At 43.8% G+C, this 20,810-nt stretch carries 15 protein-coding genes and 1 riboswitch; of the genes, 12 read left to right on the top strand and 3 right to left on the bottom strand.

Translation table 11 applies throughout. The features are described from left to right. Positions 1 to 16: 16 nt before the first annotated feature. Entirely contained in the window at positions 17 to 895 is an 879-nt protein-coding gene (locus tag OP489_RS03840) for a peptidylprolyl isomerase (protein ID WP_323135418.1), read from the top strand. A gap of 128 nt (positions 896 to 1,023) precedes the next feature. After that, entirely contained in the window at positions 1,024 to 2,643 is a 1,620-nt protein-coding gene (locus OP489_RS03845) for a CTP synthase (protein ID WP_266163032.1), read from the top strand. 155 nt (positions 2,644 to 2,798) lie between these two features. On the opposite strand, the gene OP489_RS03850 is transcribed toward OP489_RS03845, so the two are convergent. From OP489_RS03850 to OP489_RS03860, 3 genes are read right to left on the bottom strand one after another with little or no spacing between them, the layout of a single operon-like run. After that, the gene (locus OP489_RS03850) at positions 2,799 to 4,766 is read right to left on the bottom strand and encodes a DUF2207 domain-containing protein (protein WP_266163033.1); all 1,968 of its coding nucleotides are present in this window, start codon (positions 4,764 to 4,766) and stop codon (positions 2,799 to 2,801) included. 1 nt (position 4,767) lies between these two features. After that, positions 4,768 to 5,316: a LemA family protein gene (locus OP489_RS03855; protein ID WP_266163034.1), complete on the bottom strand. Its 549-nt coding sequence runs from the start codon at positions 5,314 to 5,316 to the stop codon at positions 4,768 to 4,770. Between the two features lie 36 nt (positions 5,317 to 5,352). Next, the gene (locus tag OP489_RS03860) at positions 5,353 to 5,982 is read right to left on the bottom strand and encodes a redox-sensing transcriptional repressor Rex (protein WP_266163035.1); all 630 of its coding nucleotides are present in this window, start codon (positions 5,980 to 5,982) and stop codon (positions 5,353 to 5,355) included. Positions 5,983 to 6,914: 932 nt separating this feature from the next. Between OP489_RS03860 and OP489_RS03865 the strand changes: the two genes are divergently transcribed. The 10 genes from OP489_RS03865 to OP489_RS03910 all read left to right on the top strand — a co-directional run bounded on the left by OP489_RS03865 (position 6,915) and on the right by OP489_RS03910 (position 20,780). Next, positions 6,915 to 7,634 carry a ClpP family protease gene (locus OP489_RS03865; protein WP_266163468.1) on the top strand — a complete coding sequence of 240 codons (720 nt, stop codon included), beginning with the start codon at positions 6,915 to 6,917 and terminating at the stop codon, positions 7,632 to 7,634. Positions 7,635 to 7,669: 35 nt separating this feature from the next. Then, positions 7,670 to 8,602, top strand: coding sequence for an undecaprenyl-diphosphate phosphatase (locus OP489_RS03870; protein ID WP_266163036.1), 933 nt, complete (start codon positions 7,670 to 7,672; stop codon positions 8,600 to 8,602). A gap of 42 nt (positions 8,603 to 8,644) precedes the next feature. After that, the gene (locus tag OP489_RS03875; RefSeq protein ID WP_266163037.1) at positions 8,645 to 11,242 is read left to right on the top strand and encodes an FtsK/SpoIIIE family DNA translocase; all 2,598 of its coding nucleotides are present in this window, start codon (positions 8,645 to 8,647) and stop codon (positions 11,240 to 11,242) included. A gap of 51 nt (positions 11,243 to 11,293) precedes the next feature. After that, complete coding sequence (locus OP489_RS03880; protein ID WP_266163038.1) at positions 11,294 to 13,237, top strand: YgiQ family radical SAM protein; 1,944 nt, start codon at positions 11,294 to 11,296, stop codon at positions 13,235 to 13,237. Next, complete coding sequence (locus OP489_RS03885) at positions 13,218 to 13,439, top strand: DUF3006 domain-containing protein (RefSeq protein WP_266163039.1); 222 nt, start codon at positions 13,218 to 13,220, stop codon at positions 13,437 to 13,439. The genes OP489_RS03880 and OP489_RS03885 overlap by 20 nt, the downstream gene beginning before the upstream one ends. Before the next feature lie 18 nt (positions 13,440 to 13,457). Then, positions 13,458 to 13,635: riboswitch (cobalamin riboswitch) on the top strand. 150 nt (positions 13,636 to 13,785) lie between these two features. Further along, positions 13,786 to 16,857 (top strand): PQQ-binding-like beta-propeller repeat protein, encoded by a 3,072-nt coding sequence (locus tag OP489_RS03890; protein ID WP_266163040.1) that lies wholly within the window; start codon positions 13,786 to 13,788, stop codon positions 16,855 to 16,857. Between the two features lie 4 nt (positions 16,858 to 16,861). Further along, the gene (locus OP489_RS03895; RefSeq protein ID WP_266163041.1) at positions 16,862 to 17,560 is read left to right on the top strand and encodes a DUF4430 domain-containing protein; all 699 of its coding nucleotides are present in this window, start codon (positions 16,862 to 16,864) and stop codon (positions 17,558 to 17,560) included. Between the two features lie 19 nt (positions 17,561 to 17,579). Continuing rightward, positions 17,580 to 18,287, top strand: a complete 708-nt coding sequence (locus OP489_RS03900) for an ECF transporter S component (RefSeq protein WP_266163042.1) — start codon at positions 17,580 to 17,582, stop codon at positions 18,285 to 18,287. Beyond that, positions 18,284 to 19,195 (top strand): energy-coupling factor transporter transmembrane component T, encoded by a 912-nt coding sequence (locus tag OP489_RS03905; protein WP_266163043.1) that lies wholly within the window; start codon positions 18,284 to 18,286, stop codon positions 19,193 to 19,195. Before OP489_RS03900 ends, OP489_RS03905 begins: the two co-directional genes overlap by 4 nt. Next, on the top strand, positions 19,188 to 20,780 hold the full coding sequence (locus OP489_RS03910) for an ABC transporter ATP-binding protein (protein WP_266163044.1): 1,593 nt from the start codon (positions 19,188 to 19,190) through the stop codon (positions 20,778 to 20,780). Before OP489_RS03905 ends, OP489_RS03910 begins: the two co-directional genes overlap by 8 nt. Positions 20,781 to 20,810 lie beyond the last annotated feature (30 nt).

The following is a 20,810-nucleotide window of genomic DNA, read 5'->3' on the forward strand; positions in this document are numbered from 1 at the left end:
ATCAGGAGGTTCTTACATGCGACTTGCTAAATCCATTCCAATTCTTTTATCTTTAATGATCGGTTTTTCTATGACCAGCTGTGGTTCTTCATCTGGAAATTCTTCTGTGGTGTCTTCACAGCCTTCTTCAGAAGCAGCATCTGAAAAGACGCAGTCAATGGTAAGCCAAGATTCGTCAACTAGTAGTCTGCAGCTTGGAGATCAATTACAGCTTCCTCAAAAAGGGGAGCAGATCGCGGTCCTGCAAACAAATTATGGAACCATAAAAATCCGGCTGTTTCCCAAGGAAGCTCCGGAAACGGTTGAGAATTTTGTGGGATTGATTCAAAAAGGATATTATAATGGACTTACCTTTCACCGTGTCATGAAGGACTTTATGATTCAGGTAGGAGATCCAAAAGGGAACGGTACCGGAGGAGAAAGTCTCTGGGGCGGAACTTTTGAAGATGAGTTTAGTGCAAACCTTGTTAACTTGCGCGGCAGTCTTGCGATGGCCAACAGTGGGGCCAATACAAATGGAAGCCAATTTTTTATCAATCAGGCAGGTCCTGTAAACTCCAGTGCGTGGAGTCAATATGAAAGCCTTTACAGCCAATTAAAAACGTATGATCAATCCCAATGGCCACAGATTGCAGCAAATCAGTATACTATTTTAAATACGGATTCTTTAACAGATACCTATAAAAAGCTTTATGAAAAACAGGGTGGAAATCCTTTTTTGGACGGTGCTTATAATGCTTTTACTCCAAAACGCGGGCATACTGTTTTTGGACAGGTATTTGAGGGAATGGATGTCGTAGATGCGATTGCGCAAGTAGAAGTAGATAGTTCCTCCAAAAAGCCGAAGACAGATGTTGTGATTCAAAAAGCCACTGTAGAACAATATGAAGGATAAACTTTCGATTATTAGAAAATGATATTTTTGTCGAAAAGTCAGTCCTTTACATTGACAAGAGCATTGGTTGGGAGATATAATAACTTTAATTGTTTTAAAAAACCAATGGATTCAGATGGAGGGAAATCATGGCTGCAAAATTCATTTTTGTCACTGGCGGTGTGGTGTCCGGGTTGGGAAAAGGCATCACGGCGGCGTCTTTAGGGCGCCTGTTAAAGGCACGAGGTCTGCGGGTTACGATGCAGAAATTCGATCCTTATCTCAATGTCGATCCCGGGACGATGAATCCTTTTCAGCATGGAGAAGTCTTTGTAACGGATGACGGCGCTGAAACCGACCTGGATTTGGGACATTATGAACGTTTTATCGATGAAAATCTGAGCCAGAACAGCAATGTTACTTCCGGACGGGTTTATTGGAATGTAATCCAGAATGAACGAAATGGTGATTACGGCGGTGGTACGGTTCAGGTGATCCCACATATCACTAATGAAATTAAGGCGAGAATTTCGGCCGGCAAAGAAAATGTAGATGTTGCGATTATCGAAGTCGGCGGTACGGTCGGCGATATTGAAAGTCAGCCATTTTTGGAGGCAATTCGTCAGTTCGCAACGGAAGTAGGCCGTCAGAACTGCCTGTTTATCCATGTTACACTGGTGCCGTATCTTGCCTGTTCGGACGAGCATAAGTCCAAACCGACCCAGCACAGTGTAAAAGAGCTTCTGTCCATTGGAATTCAGCCGGATATTATTGTTTTGCGTTCTGACCGAAAAATTGAGCAGGAAGTCAAAGATAAGATCGCGCTGTTCTGCAATGTGCAGAAAGAATGTGTGATCGAGAATTTGGATCTTCCCAGCCTTTATCAGGTGCCGCTGGCACTCCATGAAGAAAAGCTGGACGATATTGTCTGCAAGCGCTTTAGTTTAGATACTCATGGACCGGAACTGGCCGATTGGATTTCCATGGTTGATACGGTAACATCTCTTAAAGAGAGCGTTAATATTGCACTGGTAGGCAAATATGTAGGACTGCATGATGCTTATTTGAGTGTGGCCGAATCGTTGGCACACGGTGGCTTCGGAAATAAAGTAAAGGTCAATATTAATTGGATCGATTCTGAGACCATTACAGAGGAGAACGTCGCACAGGTATTAAAGGGTATGGATGGACTCTTAATTCCCGGTGGCTTCGGACAGCGCGGAATTGAGGGCATGATCATTGCAATTCAATATGCGCGTGAGAATAAAGTGCCGTTCCTCGGAATCTGCCTTGGAATGCAGTTGGCAATTATCGAATACGCACGCCATGTCATGGGGCTTTCTGATGCCAATTCTGCCGAATTTGATCCGCAGAGCACCAATCATGTCATTGACCTGATGCCGGAACAGAAGGATGTTGTTCAGCTTGGCGGAACTATGCGCCTCGGAAAATATCCCTGTAAGCTTTTGCCTGGTACTATGGCGAGTGAGCTTTATGATGGACAGTCTTTAATTTCTGAGCGCCATCGTCATCGTTATGAGGTCAACAATGACTATCGTGAAGATATGGAGAAGCATGGTATGATCCTCTGTGGAAGAAGCCCTGACAATCATATCGTAGAAATGATGGAGTTGCCTAGAGATCAGCATCCTTATTATATTGGAGCGCAGTTCCACCCTGAGTTTAAATCTCGTCCAAATCGTCCGCATCCATTATTCCAAGGTTTGATTAAAGCAGCAAAAGAACATCATAGGGTTGCTAAAAAATAAAATAAAAAGGCCGCCTGAAAGACTGAAACCTTTCAGGCGGCTTTTTTTTAAAATCGACGAAGTCTTTTATTAGAAAGATATCAAATGGGCAGGAATTCTAATTTTTAAAAACAAGTTTAGAATTCCTGCCCATTATTGTTTTTACGAAAGAATGATTATCGGCAGCCGCCGCCACCGCCACCAAAGCCGCCGCCGCCAAAACCGCCAAAGGAACTTCCGCCGCCAAAACCAGAGCCGGTAGAAGAACTGATAGAGGGGTGTGCAAGACGGGTTGCAGCCTGTGTGATTTGATTCATCGAACTGGAGAACTGTTCTCCAAAATCGTAGTTGTAATGATAGAAATTTCCATACCAGAAATAGGTGTACATCCAATTTCCACTTTGATAATCAACCGTATTGAGCTGAGGATAAACCAATTTGAGCTGTTTTGCCACTCTTTTAGAAATCCCCATCATAGTGGCATAAACAAGATATTCTTCCCAAAGTGCCAACTGCGGAACTTCATATTCCTTGAGATTTGAAAAATCAAGCATATACTTTTTAAGTCCATGCCATTGATCCCATTCTGTTTGGCCTTTTTTGGTAAGCCTCGGCTTTTTAGAGGAGCAAGAGACAGCGAGAATGATTCCGCCAATCAGCATGCCCAGCGGGAGATAGATCATCGTTAGGTTGGCAATAGCTAAAAGGACTACAAAGAGAACAATGCCCAAAACAGCAGCCATAGAGGCGATCGCTATGAAAGCTTTGACCGCTTTTGGACGTTTCTCATACCAATCAGCTTCAGTGTGTTCGCGCTCTGCTGTTACCCAAAATCTGGAGATCAAAGAGTCAACAGAGACATACTGCTTTTTAGCATACTGTTTAAAGTCTTTCATGGAAAAAGAACCATTATAATGTTCTGCTACATTGCTAAATAATTGTTGGAAAATAGCTTCGCTTTGAGTCAGGTCTTCGCGAGCCTTATCGTCCGTAATTGAAATACGAAATTCCTTCTCGTTTTGATCCGGAATAAGGTTAACGTAACCTTTGCGTGCAAGACTTAAAAGGGTAGCACTGTAAACTCTGCCCTTTTGCTCCTGCGTCAGATCTACACCACCGTCATAATAGTAGAACAGCTTGGCAATTCCACCAGGAGAAGCTTCTTTTGGAATCTCTCGATAATATTCCGGAGAATTGAGTTGATAAGGCTTAAAGTATTTTTTACGAATATAAATCGTCAAAAAGATTGCCAGTACTAAAAACAAAATACCACCGATTACATCAATATATCCGAGCTGTTTTTGCGTCTCTTGGTGCGCAATTGCTTTGTCAACTAAAGCTTGTTCCTCTGCCGCAATTTCAGATCCTTTCGCCTCATTTATTTGTTTTGGCGATTCTGAAAACAGGGTTGCAGGCGCAAGCATTCGTACGGCGACCATCGTTTCTTTTGGAATGTTTTCCAGAGAGAATGTGATTCCGGTGCCGTCCGGAAGGACCTCCCAAGAACCGGAGGCAGTGCTGTGGAGCCATGCGCGGATCTGGGTATTCGGATCAGAAACTGCCTGAGGCAACCGAATGGTTCCGGTCAGTTTAGTGACTGAAAACGAAAACTTATCTGGTACAAATGTGTCAAAAATTTCTCCAACATCCTGATAAACGTTCATGACATTGTGAATCGTATAGGAAAATGTGAAAGTACGGTTACCAGAAGTGAATTTTGGAGCGAACCAACCGATTTCAATCTGATTTCCTGATTTGTGCAGATAGCAGGAGTTTTGCGGCCCTGTTACATTTTCAGGATTAATATCACCGATGTTCTGGTATTCAATCCCACTATCATTATCAAATACACTGTTTAGTGTGATCGAATCAGCAGAAATGCCATTGCTTCCGGCCATATCGAATGTCCGGTAAAAATTAGAGTACGCTTTGCTGCGCTCTGTTACATGGAGCGCCCACTTTTCGGTGACAAGAAGATCTCCGTTTGATTGTGCCTGTGCATCAATCGTCATCTGTGAAACGGTTTGGCTGCCGCTGCTGCTTGCAGAAGCAGAAATAGTGCTGCCCCAAAACAGAGAACAAATTAAACCAAAGAGTAAAAAACTGAGAAGAGAAATTTTTGAAAATTTTCTTTTCATTTTCATATTAAAATTTCACCTGCGGTGCTTCGCGCTCTTCGTCCGAAACTTCATAATATGGGCGTGCATGGAAATGGAAGATGGAAGCAATCAAATTGCTGGGGAATTGTACGGTGAATTCGTTATAGCGCATGACAGTATCATTATAAAATTGACGGGAAATAGCAATCTTGCTTTCAATATCTTCGAGTTGTTTTTGAAGAGAAAGAAAGTTTTGATTTGCTTTAAGATCCGGATATTGTTCTGCTGTAGCAAACAGATTCACAATTGCATGAGAAAGCTGATTGTTTGCATCCATCAATTCCTGCGGATTTTTGGCACTGCCAGCAGCGGCACGCCATTTTACAACTTCCTCCAAAGTTCCTTTTTCGTGAGTGGCATAGCCTTTTACGGTCTCTACCAAGTTTGGAATCAGGTCAAAGCGCTTTTTCAGCTGAACATCTACCTGACTCCAGCCATTGTCTACTCGGACGTTTAATTTTACGAGGCGGTTATATGTTCCTGCGAACCAAAAAATCAGGATCAGAATGATAACACCAATAATAATCCAATACATAGAGATTCCTCCTTTTTAATGAAAAATCAGATAGACTTAGTTGGACATTCGATAGCAAAGGGTCATAAGACTGTCGTTTAAATGGACATTTTCCACCACAACATCCGGATAGCGCATTGCAATATCGTAATGGCTGAAATTCCAGAAATTGCGGATTCCAACTTTGTAAAGATAGTCGACATTTTTCTGGGCGCAACCACGGGGGATACAGAGTACGGCTACATCAGGATGTTCTTCCTGATAAAAGCTTTCAAAAGTTTCCGTCATACGAATGGGGAGACCGTCGGCAATTTTTCCGGCTTTCAGAGGATCATTGTCAAAAATCCCAATCAGCTGAAAACCCATCGCTTCAAAAGACATATGGCTGGCGATGGCCCTGCCAAGATTCCCGGCGCCAAAGAGAACTGCTTTATAGCAGTGGTCAAGGCCTAAAATCTGACGAATTTCAGAGCAGAGCTGATCTACCATATATCCGTAACCCTGCTGGCCAAATCCACCGAAGCAGTTAAGATCCTGACGAATCTGACTGGCAGTAAGTCCCAGACGTTTTGATAATTCCGTCGAAGAAATCCGAGTAGCGCCCTCTTTCTGCAGTTGACGCAGAAAACGGTAATAGCGCGGTAGGCGCCGGATCACCGACATTGATACATTTTCACGTTTCGGCATGAGCTTTATTTCCTCCTTGCAACAATCGTTGCTGAACATTTTTGCATTTTTTCGGAGAATTCCCCTGCATGACTCTGCACTTTTTGGACAATGTTTCATGTAAAAGAAAATCTCCGGTCAATATTTTCTTCCAATTCTAGTAGAAACACCTTTTTTAGGTTTGACTCCAAAAGATGATAAGAGTGAAATTGGGATTATTTTATTCTCCTTTTTAATTTATGAAAAGAGCGCTGAATAGTATCATTCTTTGGAGTGATCTTCGACCCTGGGTTTCATGAATTTTTAAAAATTTATCTCCCTAATTTTTAACACCTTTTGCCGCAAAAAAGAAAACACAGAATGCTTTTTTGGAGGAACGCTATCTGTCATTTTGCCCACCTATGAGGATTTCTATTTTAATTTAAGGGATAATATTGTTTAAAAAAATCCAAATTACAAAGATGAGAAACTAAACGGCAAGATTTAAAAAAGTATCTAAAATGGTTTTCCCTTTGGGTAGGGACGAATATTCGCGCTGCAAAAATTTTTATTTTTTAGTAATCTTTTAGTGCTAGTGGGAAGATCGGAAAATCATGATTTGGCCTGGATCTTTCTGATTATCCGGTCATCAAGAACAAAATGATGAAAAATGATCCTTTCTGCAAAGAAGTTTCCTGCAATATTCACCTTTTGGTGTTTCGACAGAATAGATTCCTTTACTTTATTTATAATAACATATTATCTAATAAATTTATGCAGTTGTCAATCAATTAACACCGAGAAAACAAGGAAAAAAGGAAACTCTTTTCCTTCTCTTGCGCAGAGCGGAAGGGAATGTTATAATAAAGCGATTCCTATAAGATGATGTGTTTCTTGAATGGGTCGTTTTTTTTAGGGCAGACTACCAGCTGGGAGGCGAATCTGTCTTGAAAAATAAACGGCCTTATGCATTAATGGATACGGATTCTCCGGAAAAAGAAGATGATGAAGAACGTCGGGACGAAATCAGTGAAAGCGGAAGTGTTACGGCGGGAAAACCGGGGCATCGAATCCATTGCCTGACCATTATCGGCCAGATTGAAGGACATTTTATCTTAGGAAGTCAAAATAAAACCACAAAATACGAGCATGTGATTCCGCAGCTGGTCGCAATCGAGGAAGCATCGGATATAGATGGTCTGCTGATTATTCTCAATACGGTCGGCGGAGATGTGGAGGCCGGGCTTGCATTGGCTGAACTGGTTTCTGGAATGAAAAAGCCAACAGTCAGTTTGGTGCTTGGCGGGGGACATTCAATCGGGGTCCCTTTAGCAGTCGCTGCAAAGCATAGCTTTATTGCACCAAGTGCTACCATGACAATTCATCCGGTTCGCATGAACGGCACGTTGCTCGGAGTACCGCAGACGTTGGAATATTTTCAGCGTATGCAGGAGAGAATTACACATTTTGTGGTGGGAAACAGCAAAATTACTGAAAAGCGTTTTATGGAACTTTCAATGAACACAGAAGAACTGGTTATGGACGTAGGAACCGTTTTAGATGGGCCTGACGCAGTACGAGAGGGACTCATTGATTCTCTTGGAAGTTTATCAGATGCGTTGGACTGCCTTTATGGAATGATTGACAAGAGACGAAAGAAAACAGTTAGACCAAGAAATAAAGAAAAAAAATGAGGCGTTTTTACGCCTTACATAAGTGGAGGTAACTTATGAGTATTCTGCAGGCAATTATTTTAGGAATTGTTCAAGGTGCAACAGAGTTTTTGCCGGTTTCCAGCAGCGGGCATCTTTCTCTGGCACAACATATGATGGGCCTTTCAATGCCGGGTCTTTTCTTTGATGTTATGCTGCATTTAGGCACATTGATTGCAGTGATATTTGTTTATCGAAATTTGATTCTTCGACTTCTGCGGGAATTGGTCAGAGTGGTACAGGATCTGGTACATAGAGAGTTTCATTGGAAACAAATGAGTCCTGACCGTCGTTTGCTGATGATGTTGATCATTGGTCTTTTACCGTTATTCCTCTTGTTCCTGCCGGTTCCTGGAACGGGTCATTCTATTAAAGATTATGCGGATATATTATCCGGAGACAGCGATATTTTGGTTGAAGGTTTTTCCTTCCTTGGTACCAGCGTACTTCTGTACTTTGGAATTCAGATGAATCGAAAGGTTCGTCCGATGATGAGAGATGGAAGAACGCTCCCCGGAGGACGCAGACAGTATAATCCCATAGATGCGCTCTGTGTTGGCGTGGGGCAGGTATTTGCAGCAGTGTTTCCGGGCCTTTCCCGTTCTGGGACGACGCTGAGCGTTGGCCTCATGCGCGGTATTAATAAACAGTCTGCTTTGGATTACTCATTTGTTATGGGAATTCCTGCTATTTTAGCAGCGGTTGTTTTAGAGACAAAAGATGCAGTTGCTCAGGGAACCGGCGGCATTGGATTTGGTGTGGTAATTTGTGGATTACTTTCGGCAATGATCGTCGGATTCCTTGCAATCAAACTGCTCAAGTGGATTGTTTCTTCCAACAAGTTAGCCATCTTTGTCGTTTATACCGGAATCCTCGGCGTCTTAACTATTATTATTGGAATTATTGAGCATGTGACTGGATTCAATCTTTTCTCTCATATGCCGCTTTAAAATATTTTTCGTTATCCGTTACATAAAAAAGGAGCTTCAAAAGTGTCTCAGAAGAAAACAACAAAAAGGTCGGCAACTTCCGGCACTAAAAGATCCTCTGCACCGAGGAGCAGAAAACCTGCTTCTAAAGGGAGGACAAAACGGTCTGCACCGGCTTCAGAACCGGTACGGCGCCGCAATAAACAAGCGGCTGCAGTGGTCTTGTTTTCGATTGCAGTTTTGCTGGGCTGTATGATTATTTTGCCCGGTGCCTTTTTCTGGAACTGGATTCATAATGCTCTCGGCGGACTTTTTGGAAACTGTGCGATTCTTTGGCCGGCATTGTTTCTTTATATTGCAATCGTAACTTCCATGGATCGGGAAGATGTCCGTTTAAGCGGCAGAGTGTGGCTGATAGTCATTATTATCACTCTGTTCTGTTCGGCAGTCTACTCTTTTGGCAGTCACAGCGGTGCTGCTACTGTAAAAGAATTTGGCAGTCAGCTGACAGCGCTTTACCGCATGGGGGTTGATGGGCAGGGTGCAGGCTTATTCAGCGGCCTTCTCGGAATTCCTGTCTGTGCAGCACTTGATTATGCCGGTGCGCGTATTTTCTTTGTTCTGGCTATTTTTGTGGGATTGATGCTGCTTACCGGCACCACGTTGATTAAATTCATTCGAACTCTCACAAAGCCGGTGGAGAAGGCTGCAGAAGCGGTCAATACGGTTCGGGAAAATCGGCAGGGAGAGATTATCCGCAGCACTGATATTGATGTGCCGTTGGATGATGGAATGCCACAGCACCCAGTTCGCTCTAAGACAGTGAAGCCTTCTGAGGATGCTTTTGCAGAAGCTCCTAAGAATGATAAATTGGAGCGGCTCAGAGAAGCAGTCAATACTTCTGCTTTTGGGCAAGATAAGAAGCCTGAGATTCCGGATTCAAAAACGGTCTCTGAGGGCATTCCAGTACAAATGATGCTGGAAACGCCGGCTCATGCGGATGGCAGTGCAGAAGCAGCACAAAATTTTATAAAGCGTAAGCGAAAGCTCGATCAGGAGCAAAAGGCGTTGGAAACTGCAGTCAATGGGACCACTGCGCCGATGGATATTTCTGTTCATCAAACAGAAGATTCGGAAGGGTATCATGTTCCTCCAGTTTCTATGCTGAATGTAACAAAAGAGCCTGATCAGCAAAATGTGACAAATGAACTTCAACAGAATGGGCAGAAGCTGATTTCTGTTCTGAAAAGCTTCGGCGTTTCGGCAAAAATTGTGGATATCAGCAGAGGACCTTGTGTTACTCGATATGAGTTGCAGCCGGCAGCTGGAGTTAAGATCAGTAAAATTACAAATCTTTCCGATGATATTGCGATGAATTTGGCAGCTTCAGGCGTTCGTATCGAAGCACCGATTCCTGGGAAAGCTGCTGTTGGAATTGAGGTGCCAAATAAGCAAAAATCGATTGTGCGGATGCGCGATTTGGTGGAGTCAAATGCTTTTGTTTCAGCAAAGAGTTTTTTGACAGTCTGTTTGGGAAGAAATATTGCAGGTGAAGTTACGGTAACAGATCTTGCAAAGATGCCGCATCTTCTGATTGCCGGTACCACTGGCTCCGGTAAATCGGTTTGCCTTAATTCTTTTATTATTAGTCTGCTCTATAAATCCACGCCGGAAGAAGTTCGCTTTTTAATGATCGACCCAAAAGTTGTAGAACTTTCTATTTATAATGGAATTCCACAGCTGCTTGTCCCGGTCGTGACCGATCCCCGTAAAGCAGCAGGCGCTTTGGGTTGGGCGGTAACGGAAATGCTCAAGCGATATAAGATTTTTGCTGAATATAATGTGCGTGACTTAAAAGCCTATAATGCACTTGCAAAATCCTGTAATTATCAGACGGAAGATGGCCTTCCGATGGAACATATGCCTCAAATCGTCATCTTTATTGAGGAGCTGGCGGATTTAATGATGGCTGCTCCAAATGAAGTGGAAGACAGTATCTGCCGTTTGGCACAGATGGCGCGTGCCGCTGGAATGCATCTGGTGATTGCAACACAGCGTCCGAGCGTAGATGTGGTTACTGGTTTAATCAAAGCGAATATTCCGAGTAGAATTGCACTCTCCGTTTCCAGTCAGGTGGATTCCCGTACGATTATTGATATCGGCGGTGCTGAAAAGCTTTTAGGCAACGGCGATATGCTCTTTTCTCCCGTTGGCACGCAAAAGCCGATTCGAGTGCAGGGCGCATTTGTCAGTGACAGTGAAATCGAAAGTATTGTAGAATACATTAAAAAGAGCGGCGAAGGCGAATATGATCAGAAGATCGCCGATGAGATCGAAAAAAATGCTGTTGCCGAAAAGGGCAGCGATTCTACAACAGAATCGCATAGCGATCAGGATCCTATGATGGAAGACGCAATCAAATGTGTTGTAGAAGCAGGACAAGCCAGCACTAGCCTTTTGCAGCGACGTTTGCGGCTCGGCTATGCAAGAGCGGGACGCTTGATTGACAATATGGAGCAGATGGGAGTCGTTGGCCCGCATGAAGGCTCTAAACCGCGTAAGGTACTGATTACTTATCAGCAGTGGTTGGAACGCAGTATGCAGAAAGGGGATGCTCCGGAACAAAATCCGGAAGAAGCTTCCTCTAAAGAACAGTTATAAAAGGAACAGAGCTTATACTTTTTGCATTTTTAGTTTTTTTAGAGGTGTTTTATGCCGTTTTTACCCGTTACAAAGGAAGAGATGAAAGCGCTTTTGTGGGAAGCTCCGGACTTCGTTTTGGTGACCGGAGATGCCTATGTAGATCACCCGACTTTCGGAACAGCAATTATTTCCAGAGTGTTGGAAAGCTGCGGCTATCGGGTGGCAATTCTTGCGCAGCCGGATTGGCACAGCCTGCAGGATTTTCAGCGCTTTGGACGTCCAAAATTAGGATTTCTTGTGAACGCCGGAAATTTGGATAGTATGGTGGCACATTATACGGTGGCGAAACGTCCGCGGCGGATGGATGCTTATTCCCCGGGAAATAAAACCGGAAAAAGGCCCGACCGCGCGGTTACGGTTTATAGTCATTGTATCCGGAAAGCATATCCCGATGCGCCCATTATTTTAGGCGGGTTGGAAGCTTCTCTGAGAAGATTTGCCCATTATGATTATTGGGATGATTCGATTCATCCCAGTATTCTTGTGGAAAGCGGAGCGGACCTCCTGATCTTCGGGATGGGAGAACGCCCGGTGAAAGAAGTTGCCCAGAGACTTCAAAATGGACAGAAAGCTTCGGAGATTCGAGATGTTCGGGGGACCTGTTATTTGATTCCCACAAAGGAATATGAGCCCGGACCCGCAGTCGACTGCCCCAGCTTTGAACAGGTACAGAAATCGAAAAAGGAATATGCGGTTTCCTGCCGAAAACAGCAGGATGAGCAGGATGCTTTTCGTGGAAAAAGAGTCCTGCAAAAGCACGGCAGCCTGCTTTTGGTGCAGAATCCTCCTGCATTACCGCTTTCTCAAAAAGAACTGGATGCGGTCTATGAGCTGCCTTATATGCGCACTTATCACCCGATGTACGAAAAGGAAGGCGGAGTCCCGGCCATTCAGGAAGTGGAGTTTTCCATTACACAGAACCGCGGCTGTTTTGGCGCCTGCAATTTTTGCTCTCTTGCATTCCATCAGGGCAGATATGTGACCTCCCGCAGTGAAGAGAGCATTCTGAAAGAAGCAAAACTTCTGACGACTCTGCCAAATTTTAAAGGCTATATTCATGATGTCGGCGGGCCTACTGCAAATTTTCGTCATCCTTCGTGCCTCAAACAGGAGAAAAACGGTCTTTGTCCAGGCCCTAAAAAATGTCTGGCGCCAACCCCATGCCCGGCTTTGCAGGTCGATCATAGTGAATATTTGGACATCCTCCAAAAGATTCGGGCTTTGCCAAAAGTAAAAAAGGTGTTTATTCGTTCTGGAATCCGATTTGATTATTTGATGGCAGATCCGGATGATTCCTTCTTTCGGGAGCTTGTTAAATATCATGTCAGCGGACAGCTCAAGGTAGCGCCGGAACACTGTGTGCCCGAAGTGCTGGATGCCATGGGAAAGCCTCATATTGAGTCTTTTCTGCGCTTTCAAAAGAAATATTTTGCATTGTGCCGGGAATATGGAAAAGAGCAGTATCTGGTTCCATATATGATGAGTTCGCACCCTGGAAGCACTTTAAAAGACGCTGTAGAACTGGCATTGTTTCTTAAAAAACAACATTTGCGTCCGGAACAGGTGCAGGATTTTTATCCGACGCCGGGAACAATTGCAACTTGCATGTATTATACGGGCCTCAATCCATGGACAATGAAACCGGTCTATGTGACAAAAAATCCGAAGGAAAAAGCTATGCAGAGGGCGTTGCTTCAGTATTTTGAACCGCATTTGCAGCGAGAGGTAATTGCAGCGCTGAAAGCGGCGGGACGTCCGGATTTAATTGGAGACGGCTCACAGTTTCTTGTTCATCCAACGCCTGAAATGCGGCGTGAGCAAGCAATGAAAAAAACGGAAAATAATCGAAAAAACGACGAGAATGGGCCCCACAGTTTTTTTAAACACCAATCTCAGACCAAAAAAACAGATGGAAAGAGAGGACATCACCATTATGAGAATCGTAAGCATTGACCGCTTTGAGGGAACACTGGCAATTTGTGAAGATCAGGATGGACGCTTTTTTGCATTGGAATCAGCAGAACTGCCAAAAGGAGCAGCGGAGGGGAGCGTTTTGCGAATTGATGATCAAGAGGGAACGCTTTGTATCGATGAAGAAGAAACAGCTCGCCGCCGCTCAAAAAATCATAAAATGGAAGACAAGCTTTTTCGGTGAAAGATTGACAGAATCTAATTGATAAGATAAAATACAAAGAGACCAAAGAGGGAATGCGGTTAAAATCCGCAACAGCTCACTCTACTGTAAAAGGGCAACGAAAATCCAAAAACAGTCACTGTCAAAAGCGGGAAGACCGGATGAGTAGGTATTTGGCCCAAAAGTCAGGATATCTTTTTGGTTAAAAATAAAAAGCAAATTATTCGGTGAGGAAATTGGTTGCATAAAAGAAAAAGAAAAGATCCTTCCAGCTGAAATGATCGGAGGGCTTTGTATCCTTTTATTTGCGGCCGTAAAAGGCTGCTTTTTTATTTTTTAAGAACAACAAAAGGGGAAGAGAATCAATATGAAAAAACGGATTGCCAGCCTATTCTGTGCGATTGCCTTTATGTTTGTATTTGTCGTACAGCCTGCGGTAGCTCAGGAGCCGGTAAAAACAACAGGGATTACGGTAACTCTGAGAGTAGAAGGCTATGGAAACACAGAAGTGCAGCCGGTTAAGGTGACGTTGCCTGCAACTTATCAAACCTTTAGCGACTACGGCCTTAACATTAGTCAGGACCCCGGCTATGATACGCCGCTGCATGTGCTTGCGCAATACTGTAAAGACGAATATGGTGCGGATAAGGATGCAATGTCTGCTCTTATTGATGTAACAGCAGGCGGATTCCTGAATGATTTTTGTAATGATAAGGATAACTGGCCTACTGATGTTTATTGGATGTATGCAGTTAACCAGGATTCCTGCCCTTCCGACAGCAAAGGGACGGGCTATACGGCCGCGTCTTGTCCAATTAAAGATGGGGATACCGTTGTATTCTATGCCAGCTGGTATTCTTCTTTTGAACCGAGTAATTATGCTTATTTTGATCAGACGGAAGCTGCAGCGACGATTGATCAGCCACTGACTCTTACCTTACTTGGAAAAGGAAATATGTCGGCTCAAAGTACGGCAGCCGCTATTGATGGAGCAACTCTTCTCCTTTATGATCAGAATGGACAGGCGCTTTCCAGCAGTGATTATACCCTTTCTTCTGCTAACACAGGAGCAGACGGAAAAGATTCCATTACTTTTCATAAAGCTGGCACCTATTTTGTCAGCGCAGAGAGACAAAGTACTCTATGGTATGATAGTAAGGGAAACTATGCCTATAATATCAGCAATCCAAGCTGCAAAGTAACCGTTACTCAAAATCAACCAGAAAGTTCTTCTTTATCGTCTTCCTCTCAAAGCTCTTCTTCTGAGGAGTCTTCACAGGTTTCATCTTTACCGGTTTCTTCTAATAGTTCTAGTGGTTCTAGTTCGTCAGGGGAAACACCAGTAGCCCTTTCTTCCCAATGGCCGCAGCATCTTGGAAATGCACAGAATAATGCTACCACTTTAGCTTCCACTCCTGTTGATGGAAAGCTGCTTTGGGAAAGTCAATGCAAGAATCCAAATTCGTGGGGTGGTTATGCAGGTTCTCCGCTTTTAGTCAATGGTCAGATTTATGTAGCACGGGATAATGAAGTTCAAATTTTGAATGCTTCTACCGGAGCAATTGAGAAATCACAGAGTCTGGCTTCTTCTCTGGGGTATTATTCTTATCCTACTTACGGCAATGGAAAACTGTTTGTTCCTTTGGGGAATGGGCAGATTGAAGTGCTGAATGCTTCTACCTTGGAACCTCTTTTTATCACGGAACTGATGACGGATGGTTCCGGTAATCCAAAATATCAGGGGCTGTCTCCGGTTTACTATGATGAGGCAGACGATATGTTTTATGTGGGATTGACTGATGCTTCGAGCACTGGCACTTTTGCAGCATATTCGGCAGAAGATACGGACAGCACAAAGGGAACGGAAACGATTTCGCCCAAATGGACATACGGGACCGGCAGCTATTATGGAGCTGGTGCAGTAAAAATAGAGGATCGTATTTATTTTTGCGGGGATGATGGAGTCCTTGTTTCTGCTGATGCAAAAACGGGAAGCGATCAGTCTACCTGTCAACTTGGAAAAGTTCGTACTTCACTGGTTTCTGCGCAGGGATTTCTTTGGGCAGCTACAGATGACGGCGTGCTTTATAAAGTAACGCCAGGGGAAAACCCACAGATCGCAGGTTCCGTATCGCTGCCGGCCAGTGCAAAAACAAGCCCGATTGTGGTTGGCGGAAAAGTTTTTGTAGCGGGCGGTACATATGGACAAGCTGGTTACCTAAAAGCGTTTGATGTTAATGATTTATCAGAAATCGCTTCACAGACGCTGGAAGATGGTGCCTGCTACGGAATGCTGGTGGCGCCGGATGCTGTTTCCAATGAGATGTGTGTTTATTTGACACAGAATAATAATCCCGGTGCATTATATTTGGCACGGTTAAACGGAAATTCTTTTACATTTTCGACTTTATATCAACCGGCGGATTCTCAGCAAAATTATTGCATGAGCATCGTTGCGGCTGACAATAACGGGACTCTTTATTATGGAAATGATTCGGGGGTGCTGTTTGCAATTACGAAGAATGAAAATCCGCAGCCACCAGCTCCAGAATCATCTTCTTCCTCTGCTTCTCCCAATCCTACTTCCTCAGAACAAAATGGGGAAAGCTCTTCACAGGGTTCGGAGAATGGAAACCAGGATGTCAGCAGTGATCAGAATAGCTCTGAAACCGAAACCGCTTCTAGTGAGAAAACTACAGAACAAACGCCGCTTGGAGCGATTTGGCAAGCACTTAACGGTCAAAGTGGAGAGAATGATGATGAGAATAATCTAACGGATTCGATTGCACAAAAGGTTCGTGAAGCAGGACAAAATGGGCAGGTATTACTTTCTATTGCCAAAAAAGACGGAGAGCTTTCTTCTCAGACCTTTTCAGAACTGAAGAAGTATCCGAATCTGCGCCTTTCAGTAGATGCAGGCAATTATGCGGTCAGTTTTTTGGGGCAGGATGTGCTTGATCCCACAGAAGGACTGCGGCTTGGAATTACGGTCCTTTCGGATGGAGAAACAAAGGCAAAGCTTCCAGATAATATGGGCAACCATCTGATTATTCGTTTTGCGGATAGTGGAAAGCTTCCGGCTAAAACAACGGTGGTTTATCGTCTGCCGGAGTCCATGCAGAATGAGACCACCATTTATGTTTATCGTTTGACCGATGGTCAGGATCCACAGTTCTTACAGCAGGCAGTTGTTGATAATAAATGTGTGATGTTTACTACGGAATATGGTGGAGAATATCTTTTTACAACAGCAAAATTAGGGACTGCAGCCACCGATTTGAAAGCTGGGAACGGTTCCAATCAACTCTCTCAGGGAATGGACAATTCTACTGTTTTTCAGATCCCGGTGTGGGCTTATGTCACTTTTGCAGTTGGAATTCTTGCGATTGTTGGAGTCGTGATTTATTTAGTTCATTGGAAGAACCGAAAAGAGGAGTAAAAGTTTGAAAAGTCGTTTTGGTGTTTTTATTGTTTGTTTTTTAAGCATCCTTCTTTTTTCAGGCTGTTCTAAGGAAAAAATAGCGGCGCCTCAAGTCCCTTCCGACGTGGTATCTTCACAAGCTTCTTCGGAAGAACTGCAGCAGGGATCTATTCCATCGGAATTAATGCCTGGAGGTTTATTATCAGAAGAACCTTCTTCTGATAAGGTGGGGGCTTCTTCTCAAGAAACGCAAGATAATGAGAGTACTGTATCTGCACAAAAGGGGCAGGCAACTTCTCAAAACGAAGGAGCAGCAAAAGTCGGAAATAGTGAGTCTGGTGCTGGCGAGGCACAGACGCAAGAAAATCATGATGTTCCGGCGCAGCAGATTACAGTTTCTTTTACCATTGATTCTTCTGCCGCTGCAGCAAAGGGAAAAAGTGGACCTGCTTTTTCTTCCTCTGTGACATTAAGTCCCGGTGCTACCGCTTTGGATGCACTGATGGCTTCCGGTGTTTCCGCAGATGTTTCTGGTGGCTATGTTGCTGGAATTGGCAATCTATACGAGAAGGACTGCGGTTCTATGAGCGGCTGGCTTTATGCAGTTAACGGTCATGCTCCCAATGTGGGCTGTGGCAGTTACGCTCTCAATAACGGTGATTCTGTGCGCTTTATTTATACCTGTAACATGGGTAAAGATGTAGGATATGGAATTGGTTAAAAAGGATTGGATTTAAAACATGAAACGAGCTTCCCTTTTGCGTATTTTTGAGGCAGCGGCCGTTATTTTGCTGCCGATAGCGTTGGTGGGTTCGGCGTTTTTAGAGGCGGAAGCTGCTGCTGCGCTCAGTCTTTTGTGCGTAGGATTGGCGCTGACGCCTTTTCTTTTATCGTTTGAAAATAAAAAACCGCGTCCCAGAGATTTGGTTCCGATTGCAGTGATGAGTGTAATTGCGGCTTTAGGAAGGACCCTTTTTTCGGCGATTCCAAGTTTTCAGCCTGCGAGTGCGATTATTCTGATCACGGCGATTGCATTCGGCCAAGATGCCGGATTTTTAACGGGCGCTTTAACGGCACTTTCGAGTAATTTGCTTTTAGGACAGGGACCGTGGACTCCATGGCAAATGTATGCGTGGGGGATGATTGGCTTTTTTGGAGGTCTGCTTTACCGAGCAGGCTTTTTTCGAAAACGCTTTTTTTTGCTTCTTTTTGGATTTATCAGCGGAATCCTTTTTGGATGGTTTATGGATTTGTGGTATGTCCTTGGATTTATCCGCCCCGTAAAATTTGCCGCTTTTTTAGCAGCTTTTGCTTCCAGTGCGTGGATGGATGTAGTTCACGGGATTTCTACCGTACTATTTCTTTTGCTTTTGGAAAAACCATGGGGTAAAAAGCTGTATCGGATTCAGGAAAAATATGGGATTGGGCCGGAGGTAAAAGAAAAATGAAAGAAGAACCGATTTTTTCTACATTGCACCCCGGTTTACTTTTCTTTTATTCTTTTACAATTGCCATCTTTGCAATGTGCAGTCTAAATCCACTTTACCTTGGAACTAGCCTGGTGGCAGCAGTGCTGTCATATTCTTTTTATTTTTGTGTAAAAAGAGCTTTGCACATTTTTATAGAGGGTCTTCCAGTGGCTTTTGTTTTTGCTGCTTTTAATGTGTTTTTTAATCATCGTGGAAAAACAATTATGTGTCGTTTATTTGGTTCCGCAATCACGCTGGAATCGTTCCTTTATGGACTTTGCAGTGGAATTATGCTTTTAATGGTTTTAATGTGGTTTCGCTGCATGGATGTCCTTTTGACGACGCAGAAATTCTTGTATCTTTTTGGACGAAGATTTCCAAATCTTGCCCTCCTCTTATGTATGACGCTGAGGCTTTTTCCAAAAACAGAAGAACGAATTCGCTGTATTCGTCAGGCGCGGCATAGTTTGGAATCTACGTTCGACCACTTTGAGGATAAAATTAAAAATGGAATGCGCCATATTTCCTGTTTGCTCGAATGGTCTATGGAAGACGGTCTTGATACGGCCGATTCTATGAAAGCGCGGGGTTATGGAAGCATGGAGCGAACTTGCGGAGAAGAGTATCCGTTTACCGGGAAAGATTTTTTCTGGCTCATTGCTTTTTTGATTCTTACTTTTCTTTCTGCCTTTGCAATTTTTGGGAAGAATTCTGTGATGCAGTATTTTCCAGGACTCCATTTTTCTGCGGATATTTGGTCCATTATTTTAGCAGCTTTTTACTTCGTTTTTTTGATTCTTCCGGTTTTATGGGAGAAAATCTCAGAAGTTCGGCTCTTTTGGGCGCAGAAAAAAATCCAGGACAGAAGGAAAAAATCCTATGAATGAATTAGTCAAACTTTCTCATTTTTCATTTTATTATCCAAAGCAGTTGTCTCCAGCGGTCCGAGATGTGACACTGACAATTAAGAGTGGCGAATTCTTTTTGCTTTGCGGTGCTTCCGGCTGCGGAAAAAGTACGCTTCTGCGCAGCTTAAAGCCTCAAATTACGCCGCATGGAGTAATGGAGGGGGAACGGACTTTTAAGCTTTCCAAAAATTTTGATACCGATCAGACTGCTTCTGAGATAGGCTTTGTTTTTCAAGATCCGGAAAATCAAATCGTGACAGATACGGTTTCTCATGAATTGTCTTTCGGTTTGGAAAATTTAGGACTGCCTCCCGCTGAAATTCAGCAAAGGGTCGCAGAAACCTCTTTATTTTTGGGCATTGATCATTTGATTCAAAAACCGGTCAACGAGATTAGCGGCGGGGAAAAACAGCTTTTAAACTTGGCAGCGATCCTTGCGATGCGCCCAAAGCTGCTTTTGTTAGATGAACCGACAGCTCAGCTTGACCCGGTTGCAGCGAAACATTTTCTGGAGCTGCTTTTAAGGGTGAACCGCGAAATGGGAATTGCAGTGATGGTCAGCGAGCATCGTATGGAGGACTTACTGCCAATTTGTGATCAGGTCTGTTTGATGGAAGACGGGGCACTTCATATGCCGCTGCCGCCGAGAGAGTTTGTGTACAATATTATGGAAAATCCTTCTCATCCATTTTGGGAGGCAATGCCGGCGGCTTCCAGAATAGCTTCTCAAAACGGTGCTTTAGATGAGAAAATACCGCTGACTGTGCGGGAGGGCAGAGTGTTTTTGCAGAATTTTCCGGAAGGAGAAATGAAACTGCCGACTTGTTCAAAAACAGATTCGATATTTTTCTGTAAGGACATTTGGTTTCGTTATCGAAAGGAATTGCCTTTTGTGCTGCGCGGAGTTCATTTTTCGCTGCATAGTGGAACAATTCATGCTCTTCTCGGGGGAAACGGTGCAGGGAAAAGCACTTTGTTTCAGCTACTTTCCGGAGAACTTTTTCCGCAGAGGGGGAGTATCAAATGGAAGCATCCGAAGCCGCGCACTGCCTTTCTGTGGCAGGAACCGAAGGCAATGTTTAGTCGTGATACCGTAAAGGAAGAGCTCCTTTCACAAAACGGTGCATTAGAGCTGGGATTGAAGATGGGACTGAAGCCGCTTTTTGAGCGTCACCCATATGATTTGAGCGGGGGAGAACAGCAGCGGTTGGGCATTGCCCTAGTCCTTGGTATACAGCCGGATCTGTTGCTTTTAGATGAGCCGACCAAAGGGCTTGATCCATGGAATAAAAAACTTTTAGCAGAGCTGCTTGATCGTTATCGTCAGCAGGGCGGAACCGTTTTGTTAACCACTCATGATGTGGAATTTACCGCTCGTTTTTGTGATGAATGCAGTCTCCTTTTCGGAGGGCGGATTGTATCCAGTGCGCCGACGCGTACTTTCTTTTCTGCCAATGCACTTTATACGACAAATGCGGCACGGATCATGAATGGAAAAATCAAAAATGGACTTTTGTGTGAAGATGTCCGACAGGGGCTGAAAACGTACAAAAATCAGTTATAATAAAGCTTTTTGCGTTGATTTTTTAGAAGA

Origin of the sequence: Caproicibacterium sp. BJN0003, assembly GCF_026314295.1 — a bacterium.
GTDB lineage: Bacteria > Bacillota > Clostridia > Oscillospirales > Acutalibacteraceae > Caproicibacterium.